Annotated in this window: 15 protein-coding genes; 14 read left to right on the top strand and 1 reads right to left on the bottom strand. The window is 46.6% G+C overall.

The window, feature by feature from the left end:
- Positions 1–78: 78 nt before the first annotated feature.
- The 14 genes from rsmH to BQ7394_RS21065 all read left to right on the top strand — a co-directional run bounded on the left by rsmH (position 79) and on the right by BQ7394_RS21065 (position 17,116).
- The gene (gene rsmH / locus BQ7394_RS21130; protein ID WP_075559222.1) at positions 79–996 is read left to right on the top strand and encodes a 16S rRNA (cytosine(1402)-N(4))-methyltransferase RsmH; all 918 of its coding nucleotides are present in this window, start codon (positions 79–81) and stop codon (positions 994–996) included.
- A 42-nt stretch (positions 997–1,038) separates the two neighbouring features.
- The gene (locus tag BQ7394_RS21125; RefSeq protein ID WP_028727182.1) at positions 1,039–1,392 is read left to right on the top strand and encodes an FtsL-like putative cell division protein; all 354 of its coding nucleotides are present in this window, start codon (positions 1,039–1,041) and stop codon (positions 1,390–1,392) included.
- Between the two features lie 2 nt (positions 1,393–1,394).
- On the top strand, positions 1,395–3,563 hold the full coding sequence (locus BQ7394_RS21120) for a penicillin-binding protein (protein ID WP_075559221.1): 2,169 nt from the start codon (positions 1,395–1,397) through the stop codon (positions 3,561–3,563).
- Position 3,564: 1 nt separating this feature from the next.
- A complete protein-coding gene (locus tag BQ7394_RS21115) occupies positions 3,565–5,046 on the top strand; it encodes a UDP-N-acetylmuramoyl-L-alanyl-D-glutamate--2,6-diaminopimelate ligase (RefSeq protein ID WP_075559220.1) in 1,482 nt (493 codons plus the stop codon).
- Between the two features lie 6 nt (positions 5,047–5,052).
- A complete protein-coding gene (gene mraY / locus BQ7394_RS21110) occupies positions 5,053–6,312 on the top strand; it encodes a phospho-N-acetylmuramoyl-pentapeptide-transferase (protein WP_075559219.1) in 1,260 nt (419 codons plus the stop codon).
- A gap of 15 nt (positions 6,313–6,327) precedes the next feature.
- Positions 6,328–7,662 carry a UDP-N-acetylmuramoyl-L-alanine--D-glutamate ligase gene (gene murD / locus BQ7394_RS21105; RefSeq protein WP_075559218.1) on the top strand — a complete coding sequence of 445 codons (1,335 nt, stop codon included), beginning with the start codon at positions 6,328–6,330 and terminating at the stop codon, positions 7,660–7,662.
- A 122-nt stretch (positions 7,663–7,784) separates the two neighbouring features.
- A complete protein-coding gene (locus BQ7394_RS21100) occupies positions 7,785–9,080 on the top strand; it encodes an FtsW/RodA/SpoVE family cell cycle protein (protein WP_075559217.1) in 1,296 nt (431 codons plus the stop codon).
- A 3-nt stretch (positions 9,081–9,083) separates the two neighbouring features.
- Positions 9,084–10,193, top strand: a complete 1,110-nt coding sequence (gene murG / locus BQ7394_RS21095; RefSeq protein ID WP_075559216.1) for an undecaprenyldiphospho-muramoylpentapeptide beta-N-acetylglucosaminyltransferase — start codon at positions 9,084–9,086, stop codon at positions 10,191–10,193.
- A 1-nt stretch (position 10,194) separates the two neighbouring features.
- A complete protein-coding gene (gene murC / locus BQ7394_RS21090; protein WP_075559215.1) occupies positions 10,195–11,607 on the top strand; it encodes a UDP-N-acetylmuramate--L-alanine ligase in 1,413 nt (470 codons plus the stop codon).
- Positions 11,604–12,332: a cell division protein FtsQ/DivIB gene (locus BQ7394_RS21085; protein ID WP_075559214.1), complete on the top strand. Its 729-nt coding sequence runs from the start codon at positions 11,604–11,606 to the stop codon at positions 12,330–12,332. The genes murC and BQ7394_RS21085 overlap by 4 nt, the downstream gene beginning before the upstream one ends.
- A gap of 5 nt (positions 12,333–12,337) precedes the next feature.
- Positions 12,338–13,681, top strand: a complete 1,344-nt coding sequence (gene ftsA / locus BQ7394_RS21080; RefSeq protein WP_075559213.1) for a cell division protein FtsA — start codon at positions 12,338–12,340, stop codon at positions 13,679–13,681.
- Positions 13,682–13,709: 28 nt separating this feature from the next.
- The gene (gene ftsZ / locus BQ7394_RS21075; RefSeq protein WP_075559212.1) at positions 13,710–15,074 is read left to right on the top strand and encodes a cell division protein FtsZ; all 1,365 of its coding nucleotides are present in this window, start codon (positions 13,710–13,712) and stop codon (positions 15,072–15,074) included.
- A gap of 20 nt (positions 15,075–15,094) precedes the next feature.
- Positions 15,095–15,547 carry a GatB/YqeY domain-containing protein gene (locus BQ7394_RS21070; protein WP_075559211.1) on the top strand — a complete coding sequence of 151 codons (453 nt, stop codon included), beginning with the start codon at positions 15,095–15,097 and terminating at the stop codon, positions 15,545–15,547.
- A gap of 150 nt (positions 15,548–15,697) precedes the next feature.
- On the top strand, positions 15,698–17,116 hold the full coding sequence (locus tag BQ7394_RS21065) for a carbon starvation CstA family protein (RefSeq protein ID WP_075559210.1): 1,419 nt from the start codon (positions 15,698–15,700) through the stop codon (positions 17,114–17,116).
- 18 nt (positions 17,117–17,134) lie between these two features.
- Here the strand turns inward: BQ7394_RS21065 and rprY are convergent, their stop codons facing one another.
- Positions 17,135–17,866, bottom strand: a complete 732-nt coding sequence (rprY, locus tag BQ7394_RS21060; protein WP_005861388.1) for a response regulator transcription factor RprY — start codon at positions 17,864–17,866, stop codon at positions 17,135–17,137.
- Between the last annotated feature and the right edge of the window lie 2 nt (positions 17,867–17,868).

Below are 17,868 nucleotides of genomic sequence, written 5' to 3'. Positions count from 1 at the left end.
TCTAATAAAGTAACGTGCCTGTTTACAGCGAAGTAAGGTGCTTTTGTTTAAGGGAAAGTTTAACGTGTAAGACATAAAATGGAAGAGAAAAAGCAGAGTTATCATGTGCCGGTGATGCTTGATGAAAGCGTGAAAGGTCTGAATATTCAAGAAGGGGGCATCTACGTGGATGTGACTTTTGGAGGAGGAGGACATTCGCGTGAAATCCTGAAACGGATGGATAGCGACAGTGAACTTTACGGATTTGACCAGGATGCCGATGCCGAACATAATATCCCCGACGATCCCCGTTTTGTGTTTGTCCGCAGTAATTTCCGTTATTTGTATAATTTTATGCGCTATCATGGTGTGGACGGTGAAGTCGACGGACTGTTGGCGGATCTAGGGGTTTCTTCCCATCATTTCGATGATAAAGACCGCGGTTTCTCTTTCCGTTTCGACGGGGCATTGGATATGCGCATGAACACCCGTGCCGGTCAGACCGCAGCCGATATCGTCAATACCTATACGGAAGAGGCGCTGGCAGATGTCTTTTACCTGTACGGCGAACTGAAAGTGGCCCGCAGACTGGCATCGTTGATCGTCCGGACACGTGAAAATAAGAAAATAGAAACGATCGGTGACTTCCTGGAGCTGGTTAAGCCTTTCACAGGAAAAGACAAAGAGAAAAAGTTTCTGGCACAGGCATTCCAGGCACTTCGCATCGAAGTGAATGACGAAATGCGTGCCCTGAAAGAAATGCTGCAACAAACCCTGCAGGTTTTAAAGCCCGGCGGACGTTTGGTTGTAATCACTTACCATTCGCTGGAAGACAGGTTGGTGAAAAACTTCCTGAAAACAGGGAACTTTGAAGGAAAAAGCGAGCAAGACTTTTTCGGAAATGTACAGACGCCATTTCGCATGGTAAACAATAAAGTGATTGTGCCTTCTGACGAGGAGATCGAAAGAAACCCCCGTTCGAGAAGTGCCAAATTGAGAATAGCAGAGAAGAAGTAGCGAGGTGCAGTTGCTGGTCGACTGCCAATTAACATAGGGGTTATGGAGGAAAAACAACAACGTAAAAAGTCGAAGAAAAAAGAGAAACGTCTTTCTCTTTTGTATGTGCTGGGCGGTGGTATCCTGAATGAGGATTTTATCGTTAAACACACACGGATGATCGTGCTTGTTGTGATAATGATATTCTTTTTCATCGGAAACCGTTACACCTGTATGCAAAAACTGCGTGAGATAGACCGTCTGCAACAACGCTTGCGTGACGTGCGTTTTGAAGCATTGTCTATCTCATCGGAACTGACAGGCAATAGCCGTCAGTCGCAAGTAGAATTATTGATTGAAGAACAAGGTATTGAACTGGAAGGAGCCAAAACTCCGCCGTATGAATTACATAAATAAGTATGGCTGAAGAAATTGAACCAAATGAAACTGCACCGAAAAGTAACCGGATATTATTCTGTTACTTTCTCGTTGTGTTATTGTTGGGGCTTATCGCAGTAGGCATACTCCTGCGAACGTTTGATACAGCTTTCGTGGAAAAGGAAAAATGGGAGAAAGTGGCTGAAAGCCAGAAACGCCCGAACCGACTGATATTACCCGGACGTGGAAATATCTACTCTTCCGATGGAAAGCTGATGGCTACCAGTGTGCCTCGCTATTATACCTATATCGACTTTCGTGCCGATGGTTTTTCCGTCGATACGTTCCTGAGTTCGAAGGTAAATGGGGTAGATTCACTTTCGGTTTATTTGTCCCGTAAATTTAAGAACCGTACTCCGGCCGGATATAAGGCACACCTTTTACGTGGACTGAAAAGTAAAAGTCGCCAGTATCCGTTGTACGAAGGCCGTGCTTCTTATACAGACCTGAAGGAAATGCGGAAATACCCGTTCCTGCGTTTGAGCCGGTATAAGAGCGGGTTTTATACGAAAGAAATGGTACAACGCCAGAAACCTTTCGGAACGCTTGCTTCCCGTACGATCGGAGATATTTACGGTGAGATAGAAGCAGGTGGTGTAACGAAGGGGAAGAACGGATTGGAGTTGCAATACGACTCGCTGCTTCGCGGTGAAGCCGGATTAAGTTCTGTCCGCCGTGTGGGGGGAGGCTGGACCAACGTAGTAGAGGTTGAACCTGTGGACGGAATGGATATCCGCACGACGATCGATATCAATATCCAGGATATCACAGAGAAGTCTTTGGTAGATATGTTGAAGAAGATCGATGCTGAGTCAGGTACTGCCGTTGTTATGGAAGTATCGACAGGCGAGATAAAAGCCATTACCAATATGGGACGTATCCGTGAAGGGGCTTATGCCGAGACCAAGAACCATGCAGTTGCCGATGAGATAGAACCGGGTTCGACCTTCAAGGTAGCCTCTATGATGGTTGCTCTGGAAGATGGTGTCTGTCAACCTAGTGATACCGTAGACGTAGGTAAGGGTGTATATATGTATAAGGGTGCCCGTATGACCGACCATAATATGAATAAGGGAGGATACGGGCGTATCTCGGCAGAACAGGCTATCTGGTATTCATCCAATATCGGGGTTGCCAAGATCATTTTGAAAGGGTACGAAAAGAATCCGACCAAATATGTGGAAGGACTTTATAAACTGGGATTGACTATCCCGTTGAACCTGGAGATACCGGGAGCCGGACGTGCCAAGATACGTATGCCGAATGACACGACCTTATATTGGTCGAAGACTACGTTACCCTGGATGTCCTTCGGATATGAAACACAGATCCCGCCGATCTATACGCTGACCTTCTTCAATGCTATCGCGAATGGTGGAAAGATGGTTCGTCCGATGTTTACGAAAGAGATCATGCACAATGGAAAAACAGTGCAAAGCTTCTCGACAGAGGTGTTGAAGTCATCCATCTGTTCGGATAAGACGCTTGATATCATTAAGGAAATGTTGTTGGGTGTTGTTGAGCAGGGTACAGGTAAAGCCGTTCATTCGGATATCATTCGTATAGCCGGTAAAACGGGTACGGCACAGATTGCAACAGGCGGTGTGTATCGTACAAGCGGACACCAAGTGGCTTTCTGCGGATATTTTCCGGCCGACGAACCTAAATATTCCTGTATCGTAGTGATTCGCCGTCCGCGTATCGGTTATCCGTCAGGTGGTACGATGTCGGGAGGTGTAGTGAAGGCAATTGCAGAAAAAGTATATGCCAGCCATATGTCGTTTGATGTGCGGGATATGGAGCGCGACTCATTAGCCGTTTTAATGCCGGCGGCGAAGAACGGTAACTTGGAAGCGCTTGAAAATGTACTGGGAAAACTGGATATCGATGCGAATACAGACAGTCTGGAAACAAAATGGGTAGTCACCAAACGTGAAGAAGGAGACGAAGAACTCCATCTGCGTGATTTGACGATCCGTGAAGGATTAGTGCCGAGTGTGATCGGTATGGGAGCCAAAGATGCGGTTTATTTACTCGAGAGTGCCGGTTTGCGTGTAGCTCTGGATGGCATGGGACGGGTTTCGGCCCAGTCGATGGGAGCAGGTACACGGATTGCCAAAGGACAAACCATAAGATTAACATTAAAATAATATGGAACTGAAGAAATTGATTCATACGTTGGATGTACAGGAAACAGTCGGAGCGGATCATGTAAAGATTACAGGCATCCAGTCTGATTCCCGCAAGGTGGAAGATGGCTTTTTGTTCGTAGCGGTAAGAGGTACGGCGGTCGATGGACATGCCTATATCGACGGTGCCATAGCAAAAGGGGCTGTAGCGGTCATCTGCGAGGAAATTCCATCCCTTTCGGAAGAAACTAAAGTTTCATCCGGGAGAAACATTTGTTTCATCCGGGTGAAAGATTCGGCGGACGCATTGGGTAAGGTTGTTTCGACCTGGTATGACAATCCTTCGGACAAGCTGACGCTGGTGGGCGTTACCGGGACGAACGGCAAGACCACCATCGCTACCTTATTGTATGAAATGTTCCGTAAGATGGGACATAAGGTAGGCTTGATCTCCACCGTATGCAATTATATCGACGGTGAAGCGATCCCGACAGAACATACAACGCCCGATCCGATCACCCTCCACAGTCTGATGGCCCGGATGGTGGAAGCCGGATGCGAATATGCCTTTATGGAAGTCAGTTCCCATTCAATCGATCAGAAACGTATCAGTGGCTTGTCGTTCGACGGTGGTATCTTTACCAACCTGACACGCGACCATCTGGATTATCATAAAACGGTAGAGAACTATCTGAAAGCAAAGAAAAAATTCTTTGACGACCTACCTGCAGATGCTTTTGCACTGACCAATGCCGATGATAAATCTGGTCTGGTCATGCTCCAGAATACAGCGGCAAAGAAGCTGACTTATTCACTCCGTACCTTGGCCGATTTCAAAGGAAAGATCCTGGAGTCGCATTTTGAAGGAACAGAAATGATCATTAACGGTCGTGAAGTAGTTGTTCATTTTGTGGGACGTTTCAATGCTTACAACCTGCTGGCTGTTTACGGTGCGGCTGTTTCACTGGGGAAAGATCCGGAAGAGACGCTGATCGTATTGAGCACGCTGCATTCGGTGTCCGGCCGTTTTGAAACGATACAATCTCCGCTCGGTTATACGGCGATTGTCGATTATGCCCATACGCCGGATGCTTTGACAAATGTCCTGAACGGCATTGAAGAAGTGCTCGATGGAAGAGGCCGAATCATTACCGTTGTCGGTGCCGGCGGAAACCGCGATAAGGGGAAACGCCCGTTGATGGCGAAAGAGGCGGCGAAACTGAGTGACCAGGTAATCCTGACTTCCGATAATCCCCGTTTTGAAGAACCGGACGAGATCATTCAGGATATGGTAGCCGGGCTGAGTCATTCGGATATGGAACGTACGCTTTGTATTACCGACCGTACACAGGCTATCAAAACGGCCACTATGCTGGCTAAGAAAGGCGATGTGATCCTTGTGGCTGGTAAAGGCCATGAAGATTACCAGGATGTGAAAGGCGTAAAACATCATTTTGACGACCGTGAGAAGTTACGGGAAATATTTGCAACACAACAACAATAAAACGACATGCTTTATTATCTTTTTAATTATCTGGATCAATTGGATTTACCTGGAGCGGGGATGTTTAAATACGTATCATTCCGTTCCGGATTGGCACTGATCCTTTCCTTGTTTATCTCGACAGCTATCGGTCGCCGTATTATTGACCGTTTGCAGATGTTGCAGATCGGTGAGACGGTACGTAACCTCGGACTGGAAGGACAGATGAGTAAGAAAGGTACACCGACAATGGGAGGTGTCATTATCATCATTGCTATCCTGATCCCGACTTTACTTTGTGCCAAGCTGAATAATATTTATGTGATCCTGATGATGGTCACCACCGTTTGGCTGGGCGCTCTTGGTTTTGCCGATGACTATATTAAGGTGTTCCGTAAGAATAAAGAAGGGATGCACGGTAAATTCAAGATCATCGGACAGGTCGGCCTGGGGCTGATTGTAGGTTTGGTGTTGTTTATGAGCCCGGATGTCGTGATTAAGGAGAATATGGAGGTGCGCCATGATAATGTGATCGAAGAAGTCCACTATCATACGGTAGAAACGAAGTCAACCAAAACGACCATCCCTTTCATGAAGAATAACAATTTCGATTATGCCCAACTGGTTAGCTGGGCAGGCGATTATAAAGAAGAAGCGGCATGGCTGGTCTTTGTTTTAATGACCATATTTGTGGTGACAGCCGTATCGAACGGGGCAAACCTGACGGACGGACTAGACGGTCTGGCTGCCGGAACCTCTGCAATCATAGGCGTTGCGTTAGGTATTTTGGCGTATATGTCCGCCCACTTCGAGTTCGCTTCCTTCCTGAATATCATGTTTATCCCCGGAGCGGAAGAGTTGGTGGTGTTTGCCGCCGCCTTTATCGGGGCGACAGTCGGTTTCCTTTGGTATAACTCATACCCTGCGCAGGTATTTATGGGTGATACGGGAAGTCTGACACTGGGTGGTATAATCGCGGTATTTGCTATAATTATACGTAAAGAGTTGCTAATACCAATTCTTTGTGGTATTTTTCTCGCTGAAAGTATTTCGGTTATGGCGCAGGTTGCCTACTTCAAATATACAAAAAAGAAGTATGGCGAAGGTCGTCGTATATTTAAGATGACGCCATTGCACCATCATTTCCAGAAAGCGGGGAATGCAGGAATACAAGCGTTGCTGCAAAAACCGTTCAACGTGGTGCCTGAATCGAAGATAGTGGTACGTTTTTGGTTGATCGGTATTATTTTGGCGGTTATAACGATCGTCACATTGAAGATGAGATAATAAATATATATAAACGTGGAAAGAATTGTTGTATTAGGGGGAGGAGAAAGCGGTGCAGGTGCAGCCGTGTTGGCGAAGGCAAAAGGATTTGACGTGTTCGTTTCCGACTTTTCGTCTATCAAACCCAAGTATAAGGATATGCTCGACGCCCACGGAATCCGTTGGGAAGAAGGACAGCATACCGAAGCCGACATTCTGAATGCCGACGAGATCATCAAAAGCCCCGGAATACCCGACAAGGCTCCGATGATCCAGAAACTGAAAGCGCAGGGGACGCATATCATCTCCGAAATAGAATTTGCCGGACGATACACCGACTCGAAAATGATCTGTATCACCGGAAGTAATGGTAAGACAACGACTACCATGCTTACATACCATATCCTGAAAGAAGCCGGAGTGGATGTCGGCCTGGCAGGAAACGTAGGAAACAGCCTGGCATTGCAGGTTGCCGAAGACCCGCACGCGGTCTACGTGATCGAACTGAGCAGTTTTCAGTTGGACAACATGTACGACTTCAAAGCGGATATAGCTATCTTGTTGAATATAACACCCGATCATCTGGACCGTTATAACTACGAGATGCAGAATTATGTGAACGCCAAGTTCCGCATAATCCAGAACCAAACGTCGGAAGATGCGTTCATCTTCTGGAACGACGACCCGATCATAGCCCGCGAGATCGCTAAACGCCATCCTGCGGCAACTCTTTACCCATTCGCCGAAACGCATGAAGACGGCGTGAAGGGATATACGGATAATAAGCAAATAGTAATTGAAACCTCAAACGGAACATTTACAATGGATCAGGACTTATTAGCATTAACGGGTACACATAACCTGTACAATTCGCTGGCATCGGGCATCGCATCCAAGGTGGTCGATATCCACGATGAAAATATACGGGCTTCACTGAGTGACTTTACTGGGGTGGAACACCGCCTGGAGAAAGTGGCCCGTGTACGCGGAGTAGACTATATCAACGACTCGAAAGCTACGAATGTAAACTCTTGCTGGTATGCATTGCAAAGTATGACGACCAAACTGGTACTGATACTGGGCGGAACGGACAAGGGTAACGACTATTCCGAGATTGAAGAACTTGTAAAACAAAAAGTACGTGCCTTGATTTTCCTGGGTGTCGACAATGACAAACTGCATACTTTCTTCGACGGAAAGGTGGCGCAGATTGAAGATGCCCGCTCGATGGAAGAAGCGGTAAGCAAGGCTTATAAACTGGCAGAAAAGGGAGACACCGTTTTGTTATCGCCCTGCTGCGCCAGCTTCGACCTTTTCAAGAGTTACGAAGACCGCGGCGACCAGTTCAAACAGTGCGTACGTAATTTATAACGATGAGTGCGCACGACTGTGCGCATCCACTGTGCATTCGTTTGCGCAGCCAACGCGCACGGTAATGCGCAGTCGTTGCGCAAGAGCAGGTGGATTTGTAGAATTAGATAAAATGAATTAGAATGGATCTGGCAAGTAAATTATTTAAGGGCGACCGGGTGATATGGATCATCTTTATGTTCCTGTGCCTGATTTCGGTTGTTGAGGTGTTTAGTGCTACGAGTACGATCGCCTACAAGAACGCGAATCATTGGGCACCGATCGTTCGTCATGCCACTTTCCTGCTGGGCGGGTTTGTGCTTGTTTTGCTGTTGCACAATGTCCCGTGCCGGTTCTTTCCGGTGTTTATACTCCTATTGCCAGTTTCGGTATTGATGCTGATTGCCACGCCATTTGTGGGGATCAATGCGAATGATGCACATCGTTGGCTGGAGATATTCGGTATACAGTTCCAGCCTTCGGAGTTTGCCAAGCTAGCCTCGGTGGTGTTTATCGCCTTTCTGCTCAGTAAACGGAGTAAATTTACGGACGACCAGATATTCAAGTATATATTGATCGGGGTGGGTACGACATGTGTTCTGATCCTTCCTGAGAACTTCTCGACCGCTTTTATGTTGTTTGGTGTTTGCTTCCTGATGATGTTTATCGGGCAGTTGCCACTGAAGAAGCTCGGAAAACTGGCCGGTATCCTGATTTTGGGACTGGTTGTGTTTATTGTCTTATTGCGTTTCACCCCCACCGGGGTGACTCAGTATCTACCTGACCGTTTTAGTACCTGGCAGGGACGTTTGGAGCGTTTCTTTGAGCCTCATGAGGCGGATGTGGATGCGAATGGAGTTTATAAAATAACCGATGATAATTATCAGGTTTCCCATGCGAAGATCGCTATTGCACGCGGGGGACTGTTTGGACAATTGCCGGGTCATGGCCAGCAGAGGGATTTCCTTCCGCAGGCCTATTCCGACTTTATCTATGCGATCATTATTGAAGAACTGGGAGTTGTGGGTGGTGTGTTTGTCCTGATGTTGTATATCATGTTGTTGGTGCGCGTCGGGATGATTGCCCGGAAATGTGATAAGGCTTTCCCGAAATACCTTGTATTGGGGTGTGGATTGCTGGTCGTCGTACAGGCACTGGCCAATATGGCGGTGGCTGTGAACCTGATCCCGGTAACCGGTCAGCCGATGCCATTGGTCAGTCGTGGAGGAACCTCGACGGTGATTTCCTGTATCTATTTCGGAATTATCCTGAGTGTGAGCCGATTCGGAGCAAATATGGGTAATGAGGAAGATGAAGATCCGGAAGATGAAGCCGAAGGTGCAGGTGCAGTTCCGGCTATTACAGAAGAAGAAATATCAAACTGGGTACCCGATACGCAACCCGAAACGGAAGAACAGTTTGCAACAGAAACAAAATAAAAAATGAAACAGTACCGGATAATAATAAGTGGTGGCGGAACTGGGGGACACATTTTCCCGGCCATTTCTATAGCCAATACCGTCAGGAAACGTTTTCCTGATGCGGAAATCTTATTTGTAGGTGCGGAAGACCGGATGGAAATGGAAAAAGTTCCGGCCGCCGGCTATCAGATAGTAGGTTTACCGGTGAGTGGTTTCGACCGTGCTCACCTATTTAATAATATAAAAGTGCTCAATCGCTTGCGTAAGAGTCTCCGGTTGGCGAAGAAGACTATTTGTGATTTTCGTCCCGATATCGCCGTGGGCGTTGGAGGTTATGCCAGCGGTCCGACTTTATGGATGGCTGCTTCACAAGGTATTCCGACCTTGATACAGGAGCAGAATTCGTATGCAGGAGTTACCAACAAGTTGTTGGCGAAAAAGGCATCGAAGATCTGTGTCGCTTATGACGGTATGGAAAAGTTTTTCCCGGCAGACAGGATCGTGATAACCGGTAATCCGGTGCGTCAAGACCTGGAAGAGGCGACTAATAGAAAGGAAGAAGCATTGGCATTCTTTGGCCTTTCTCCCGAAAAGAAGACGATTCTGGTAGTCGGCGGTAGCTTGGGAGCCCGGACGATTAACCGTAGTATTCAAGGTGATCTGGATAAACTGTTCGCCTCCGATGTGCAGGTAATCTGGCAGACCGGACGCTATTATTATGGCGAAGCAACCAAGCACCTGAAGGCTTATCGCGGAATGCCTATCTGGTGTTCCGACTTTATTACGCGCATGGATTATGCCTATGCGGCGGCTGATCTTGTCATCTCTCGTGCGGGAGCCAGTTCTATTTCCGAACTTTGCCTGTTGAAGAAACCGGTTATTCTGGTTCCTTCTCCGAATGTAGCTGAGGACCATCAGACCAAGAATGCACTGGCGTTGGTAAACAAAGACGCTGCGATAATGGTTGCAGATAGAGAGGCTGAACAACAGTTGGTCGCCAAGGCGCTTGAGGTTGTTCATGACGACGAACGACTGGCCGGGATGAGCCGTAATATCGAAAAGCTGGCCCATCATCACAGTGCAGATCAGATAGTAGATGAAATAGTTAAGATAGTAGAGAAAAAGCAATAATATGAATATAAATACGATAACGGCTGTCTATTTTGTCGGAGCGGGTGGTATAGGAATGAGTGCCTTGATCCGCTATTTCCTGTCGAAAGGGAAACAGGTGGGAGGATATGATAAAACTCCGTCTGACCTGACTGCGCAGCTTAACCGTGAAGGTGCCGTTATTCATTATGAAGATAATGTATCCCTGATTCCGGATGCTTTTAAAGATCCGGCTCAGACATTAGTTGTTTATACGCCGGCTGTTCCTGAGTCACATGCTGAGTTGACGTATTTTCGTCAGAAAGGATTTGAGGTGATGAAGCGAGCCCGTGTCCTGGGTGAGATTACCAACTGTTCACGGGGCCTTTGTGTTGCCGGAACGCACGGAAAGACAACTACCTCTTCGATGGTTGCCCATCTGTTGAAACAATCGCATGTGGATTGTAATGCGTTCCTGGGCGGCATCCTGAAGAATTACGACAGCAACCTGATGCTCTCGGATAAAAGTGATTTGACCGTGATCGAGGCCGACGAGTTCGATCGCTCTTTCCACTGGCTCACTCCTTATATGGCTGTTATCACTGCTGCTGATCCTGATCATCTGGATATCTATGGCACAGCTGAAGCGTATCGTGAAAGTTTCGAGCATTTCACTTCGCTGATCCGTCCCGATGGTTGCCTGATCATGCGGAAAGGTATTGCTGTAACGCCTCGCCTGAAAGAAGGAGTGAAGTTATATACCTACGCCGGAGCCGAAGAATATAACGATCAACTGTCAACTGAAAAAGCTGATTTCCATGCAGAAAAGATCCGTATCGGAAACGGTGAGATCTTCTTTGATTTTGTGGGGCCCGATATCCGGATAGCAGACGTCCAACTGGGAGTACCCGTTAAAGTAAATATCGAGAATGGTGTTGCTGCTATTGCTCTGGCATGGCTGAACGGAGTGACACCCGAAGAAATAAAGAAAGGCATGGCTTCGTTTGCAGGCCCGAAACGTCGTTTCGACTTTCATCTGAAAAAGGAAAATATCGTGTTGATAGACGATTATGCCCATCATCCGGCCGAACTGAAAGCCAGTATCCAATCAGTTAAGGAACTGTATGCCGGACGTAAGGTGACAGGTATTTTTCAACCTCACCTGTACACCCGTACACGTGACTTTGCGCCTGATTTTGCAACCAGCCTGTCGCTGTTGGATGAATTGATCCTGCTGGATATTTATCCGGCACGCGAGGAACCGATACCGGGAGTGACTTCCGAGATTATATTTGATGCTGTGACCACTCCGGCCAAAAAGCTGATCCGTAAAGGAGAATTGCTCGGCCTGGTGGAAAAGGAAGCGGATACGTTTGAAGTAGTATTGATGGTTGGCGCCGGCGATATCGACCGGTTGATCGAGCCGGTTAAACAAATATTGGATAAGAAATTGTGATTCGTATAGTATCCATAATAGTAGCTACACTGTTGTCTTGTTACATCGTGTTTGTCACCTTCTTCTTCCGGGATATGAGGCAGGATAAGGAATGTCATGACCTTCAGGTCGTGGTGAAAGACAGCCTCGATAAACATTTCGTGAGTGAAAGCGACCTGGTGGCGATCCTCAAAAAGGCGGATCTTAACCCGATCAAAAAGCCTATGGACGCAATCAATACGGATAAGATAGAGAATGAACTGAAAAAGAACGAGATGATTGCCCGTATCGAAGCATATAAAACGCCGTCGGGAATAGTCAAGCTCGAAGTGGAGCAGAAAATACCTATTTTACGTGTGATCAGTTCAAGGGGAAACTTCTATGTGGATAACCTCGGAAGCACGATGCCGGTCAGTCATCGGTATGTAACTGACGTTCCTTTAGTAAGTGGATACGTCGAAAAAGAGCTGGCGGTAACCGACTTATACAAATTTGCATTATTTTTGCAGGAGAATGAGTTTTGGAATAGTCAGATAGAACAGATTTATGTTCATCCTGACAACGAAGTAGAACTGATTCCCCGGGTGGGTAACCACCGGATCGTACTGGGTTCTTTCGACAACTTCGAAGAAAAGCTGGATAACTTGCGGCTCTTCTACGACGAGGTCGTTCCGAAAGTCGGATGGGAGAAATACAGTATAATTAATTTAAAATACAAAGATCAGATTGTTTGTACTAAAAGATAGATGATATGGCATACACAGACTTTATAGCAGCCATCGACCTTGGCTCTTCTCACATGGTCGGTATGGTAGGAACGAAGGGCCCGACCGGGGCACTCTCGATTATTGCCTACGAAGTTGAAAACTCCGCTACCTGTATACGAAGAGGATGTGTATATAATGTGGAAGAAACGGCGAATAAGATAAAGCGTCTTATACTGAAGCTCGAAAATAAACTGAACGGCGCGAAGGTCGGGAAAGTATATGTTGGCATCGGTGGACAGTCGCTGCGCTCTATCGACCATACGGTTCCACGTATTCTGGGGACCGATGGCGTAGTGACCGAAGATATTATTGATGGTCTCTACGAAGAATGCCGTAATTATCACCCGGATATGCTGGATGTGCTGGCAGCGGTTTCGCCTACCTATTTTTTAGATGACAAACCCGAACCCAATCCGGTGGGTATTCCTTGTACCCGGATCGAAGCCCGTTACAAGCTGATTGTAGGACGGCCTTCGTTGAAACGTTATGTGCTCAACAGTATTGCCGACCGTGCTAAGATAGAAATCGCCGATATCGTTGTTTCTCCTTTGGCTTTGGCCGATGTGGTGCTGACTGACAACGAGAAGGACTTAGGATGCGCCTTGATCGGTTTCGGTGCCGGAGTAACCACACTGACGGTTTATAAAGCCGGACAGTTGGTCAACCTTTCGGTCATTCCTTTCGGAGGTCATCTGATTACCCGCGACATTACCAGCCTGCACTTGGTGGAAGCGGAAGCCGAACGGGTGAAACTGACCTACGGTAGTGCACAGATGGAAAAAGACAACGACCTGAGCATCCAGGTTAGTTCTGCCGACGGTATGGGACTTCGCGAGATCAAATTGGCCGACCTCAATAATGTGGTCGAAGCCCGTATGAAAGAAATTCTGGAAAACGTATATGCCCGTCTTGAAGCTACCGGACTGATGAACGGTTTGGGAGCAGGTATCATAATAACAGGCGGAGGTGCCGCCCTGAAGAACCTTCCGGAAGTTATCCGCGAACGGTTGAACATGGATGTACGCTACTCGGCTGTCCGTAAAGGTATCGTTGAGAGTGGGGAAATGATAGCCAACAATCCCGAATATGCTGTCGCTGTCGGCTTGTTGGCTAAAGGAACTGAGAATTGCGCCCTTTACATCCCACCAAAAGTGGAGGTGAAGGTGGAGGAACCGGAGGTAGAGGTGAAGGAAGAAGTGAAAGTTGCCCCTGAACCCCCGAAGAAGAAACCAGAGAAGAAGAAAGGCCCAGGCCTGTTCGGACGCATAACCAAAAGTATAGACACGTTTGGCAAAGGATTGTTTGATGACGAAGACGATACAAAGTAATCAGCGAATGTAATAAAACCGGAAGACAATGGACGATACAATATTAAATTTCAATTATCCGACAGATACTCCTAAAATCATCAAAGTAATTGGTGTAGGAGGCGGTGGAGGTAACGCTGTTACCCACATGTACAAGGAAGGTATACATGATGTTACATTCGTTTTGTGTAACACCGATAACCAGGCGTTGAACCGTTCCGACGTTCCCGTAAAAGTACCGCTGGGGCGTAATATCACCCAGGGATTGGGAGCCGGCAACAAACCCGAACGTGCCATGATGGCTGCCGAAGAAAGTATGGAAGATATCCGCAAGATGCTTAGCGACGGCACTAAAATGGTCTTTATCACTGCCGGAATGGGTGGTGGTACAGGTACAGGAGCAGCTCCGGTAATTGCCCGCTTTGCCAAGGATATGGGTATCCTGACTGTCGGTATCGTTACTATTCCATTCGTATTCGAAGGCGAACGCAAAATCATTCAGGCACTGAACGGTGTTGAAGATATTAGCAAGAACGTGGATGCGTTGCTGGTTATCAACAACGAACGTTTGCGTGAGATCTATTCCGACCTGACTATGACGAATGCTTTTGGAAAAGCCGATGATACCCTTACCATTGCTGCTAAGAGCATTGCTGAGATCATCACCCTTCCGGGTATAATCAACCTCGACTTTGCCGATGTCAATACCACGATGAAAGATGGTGGTGTTGCCTTGATGAGTAACGGTTTCGGTGAAGGTGAAGGGCGTGTACGCCAGGCAATTGAAGATGCACTGAACTCTCCGCTGTTGAACAATAACGATGTGTTCAATGCCAAAAAGATATTATTCAACGTTTCGTTCGGTGAGGAAGCCGAACTGCGTATGGAGGAAATGAACGATGTTCACGATTTCATGTCACGCTTCGGACGCGATATCGAAGTGATCTGGGGTACGGCTATCGACAGCACTCTCGGTTCGAAAGTGAAGATGACGATCCTGGCAACCGGTTTCGGTATGGAAGACATTCCTCAGATCGCTGAAAAACGTCAGATCGAACAGGGACGTATGACTGAGGAGGAACTTCGTCTGGAAGAGGAACGCTTGAACAAGGAACGTGCCGAAAAAGATCTGATCGACAAATATTACGGAGCTTCCGGCCAGCGTATGCGCCGTGTTGCAGCCCGTGCCAAAGCTGTTGTATTGACACAGGATGAATTGGACGATGATGCTTTGATTGCCTTGATCGAGGATAATCCTACTTATAACCGTGATCCGAAAGTAATAGCTCGTGCCCGTTCGAAGGTTGGTGGTGAAGAAATTCCGGTATCATCGACAGCAGTCAATACTTCAGCTTCTCGTTCCGAAGGAAAGAAACCGGATACAGGAGGCAAGAAGGTGATAAGTTTCCGATAATTTTAAATAAGAAATAAGATATGGATTTGTTTGAAAAAGTCAGCGAAGACATTAAAAACGCAATGAAGGCAAAAGATAAAGTTGCCCTCGAAACATTGAGAAATGTGAAGAAATTCTTCCTCGAAGCAAAGACTGCTCCGGGAGCTAACGATACTTTGACGGATACCGATGCCACCAAAATTATCCAGAAGCTGGTGAAACAAGGAAAGGACTCTGCTGACATTTACACCCAGCAAGGTCGTGCAGACCTGGCAGAGGGTGAACTTGCGCAGGTAAAAGTGCTGGAAACTTATCTCCCGAAGCAGATGACTGCCGAAGAACTTGAAATAGCATTGAAAGCTATTATCGCCCAGGTAGGTGCTACCGGTCCTCAGGATATGGGTAAGGTAATGGGAACGGCTTCCAAAGCGCTTGCGGGTAAAGCAGAAGGACGTGCTATTTCAGAAGCGGTAAAACGCCTGCTGAATAGCTAATATAATATAGTTTTGAAAATAACTTATCTCCTCTCAAGAGGGGATAAGTTATAACCTGTCACTATCTGATATATGAAAATGCTTGGTATTGCAAGCTTTCTTTTAGACTCATTCTTTTAGAACTAGACCGAATTCTAATAACTTTAAACGATGATAACCTTTATCTGTTGTCTTGCAGTTCTTATTGCAGGCTATTTCATTTACGGCTCTTTTATAGAACGTATCTTCGGGGTCGATCCTTCCCGTAAAACTCCAGCTTTCACTCATCAGGATGGAGTAGATTATATTCCAATGTCTTCCTGGAAAGTCTTTATGATCCAGTTTCTGAACATTGCCGGTCTCGGTCCGATATTCGGCGCTATAATGGGAGCCAAGTTTGGTGTGGCTTCTTTCCTGTGGATCGTATTGGGCACGATCTTTGCCGGGGCTGTTCACGATTATCTGGCCGGAATGCTTTCCCTGCGCCATCATGGCGAGAGTCTGCCTGAAATTATCGGACGTTATCTCGGGAACAATTTCAAGCAATTCATGCGTGGGTTTACCGTTATTCTGATGGTCCTTGTCGGAGCTGTCTTTGTTGCCGGTCCAGCCGGGTTGCTGGCAAAGTTGACTCCGGAATACCTCGATGCCACTTTCTGGATATTTGTGGTATTTATCTATTATATCCTGGCCACTTTGTTGCCGGTCGATAAGATCATAGGTAAGATATATCCTTTGTTTGCTGCCGCCTTGCTTTTTATGGCAGTAGGTATTCTTGTGATGTTGTTCGTGAACCATCCGCCACTTCCGGAGCTGACCGACGGCCTGGCGAATACGCATCCGGAAAATCTTCCTATCTTTCCGATTATGTTTGTGAGTATTGCCTGTGGAGCCATTTCCGGTTTCCATGCTACTCAAAGTCCGTTGATGGCTCGTTGTATCAAGAATGAAAAATACGGACGTCCTGTCTTCTTCGGAGCGATGATTACAGAAGGTATCGTGGCTTTGATCTGGGCTGCCGCTGCTACTTATTTTTATCATAATAATGGTATGGGTGAAAGTAATGCAGCCGTGATTGTAGACAGTATCACTAAAGAGTGGCTGGGGACGGTTGGCGGTGTATTAGCCGTATTAGGCGTTATTGCTGCTCCGATTACTTCGGGGGATACTGCATTCCGTTCGGCCCGTTTGATCATAGCAGATTTTCTCCATAAGGAGCAGAAAAGCATGGCTAGTCGTCTGATGATCTGTGTCCCTCTGTTTATCGTAGCGATCGGGATATTACTTTACAGTTTAAAAGATAAGGATGGTTTCGATATGATCTGGCGTTATTTTGCCTGGACAAATCAGACGTTGGCAGTCTTTACCCTTTGGGCGTTGACGGTCTTTCTTGCCCGTTCGAAGAAGCCGTATATCGTAACCCTGATCCCTGCCCTGTTTATGACAGCCGTTTGTTCCACCTATATTTTTGTCGCTCCTGAAGGATTAGGTATGAATGTTACGGTTTCACAGATAATAGGTTGCAGCATAACGGTAGTGACACTGGTTGCATTCCTTTTCTGGAAGAGAAAAAATCCCGGAGCCGTTTAAGCCTCCGGGATATGTTCCTTAAAGTACCTGGATACCTTCTTCGCGGGCCTGTTCTTCTCCAGAAGGAGTGATCAGTTTGTAACCCTTACCGTGGATGTTGATGATTTCGATACCTGGATCATCTTTCAACAGTTTACGAAGTTTAGTGATATACACGTCCATGCTACGGGCATTGAAGTAGTTATCGTCTACCCAGATAGTTTTCAGTGCATAGTTACGTTCCAGAATTTCATTAGCGTGTGCACACAGCAGGCTCAGTAATTCGCATTCTTTTGTAGTCAGCTTTGTTACCTTGTCGCCGATTGCCAGTGTCTGTTTCTGTGTATCGAACAAGAAATTACCCAGCTTGTAGAAAGGAATGTCTTTCATCTTTTTACCTTTCACACGGCGCAGGATAGCTTCGATACGAAGCAACAGCTCTTCCATGCTGAACGGTTTTGTCAGATAATCGTCGGCTCCGATCTTGAATCCTTCCAGGATATCTTCCTTCATTGTCTTTGCAGTAAGGAAAATGATTGGAATATCAGGATTTATTGAACGGATTTCCTGTGCCAGGGTAAAACCGTCTTTTTTCGGCATCATTACGTCTAATACGCAAAGATCATATTTGCCTTTGGTGAAACCTTTGTAACCAGCTTCTCCGTCAGAGAAGAGATCAGTTACATAACCTTTTGCCTGTAAGTATTCTCTTAATAGCATACCCAGGTTTTCGTCGTCTTCACAAAAGAAGATTTTCAGTTTTTCTTCCATAA

The sequence above is a fragment of the Parabacteroides timonensis genome (genome assembly GCF_900128505.1).
In the GTDB taxonomy this organism is placed as follows: domain Bacteria; phylum Bacteroidota; class Bacteroidia; order Bacteroidales; family Tannerellaceae; genus Parabacteroides; species Parabacteroides timonensis.
The sequence above is the reverse complement of the archived record's forward strand: the minus strand, read 5'-3'. Positions and strand labels throughout refer to the sequence as shown.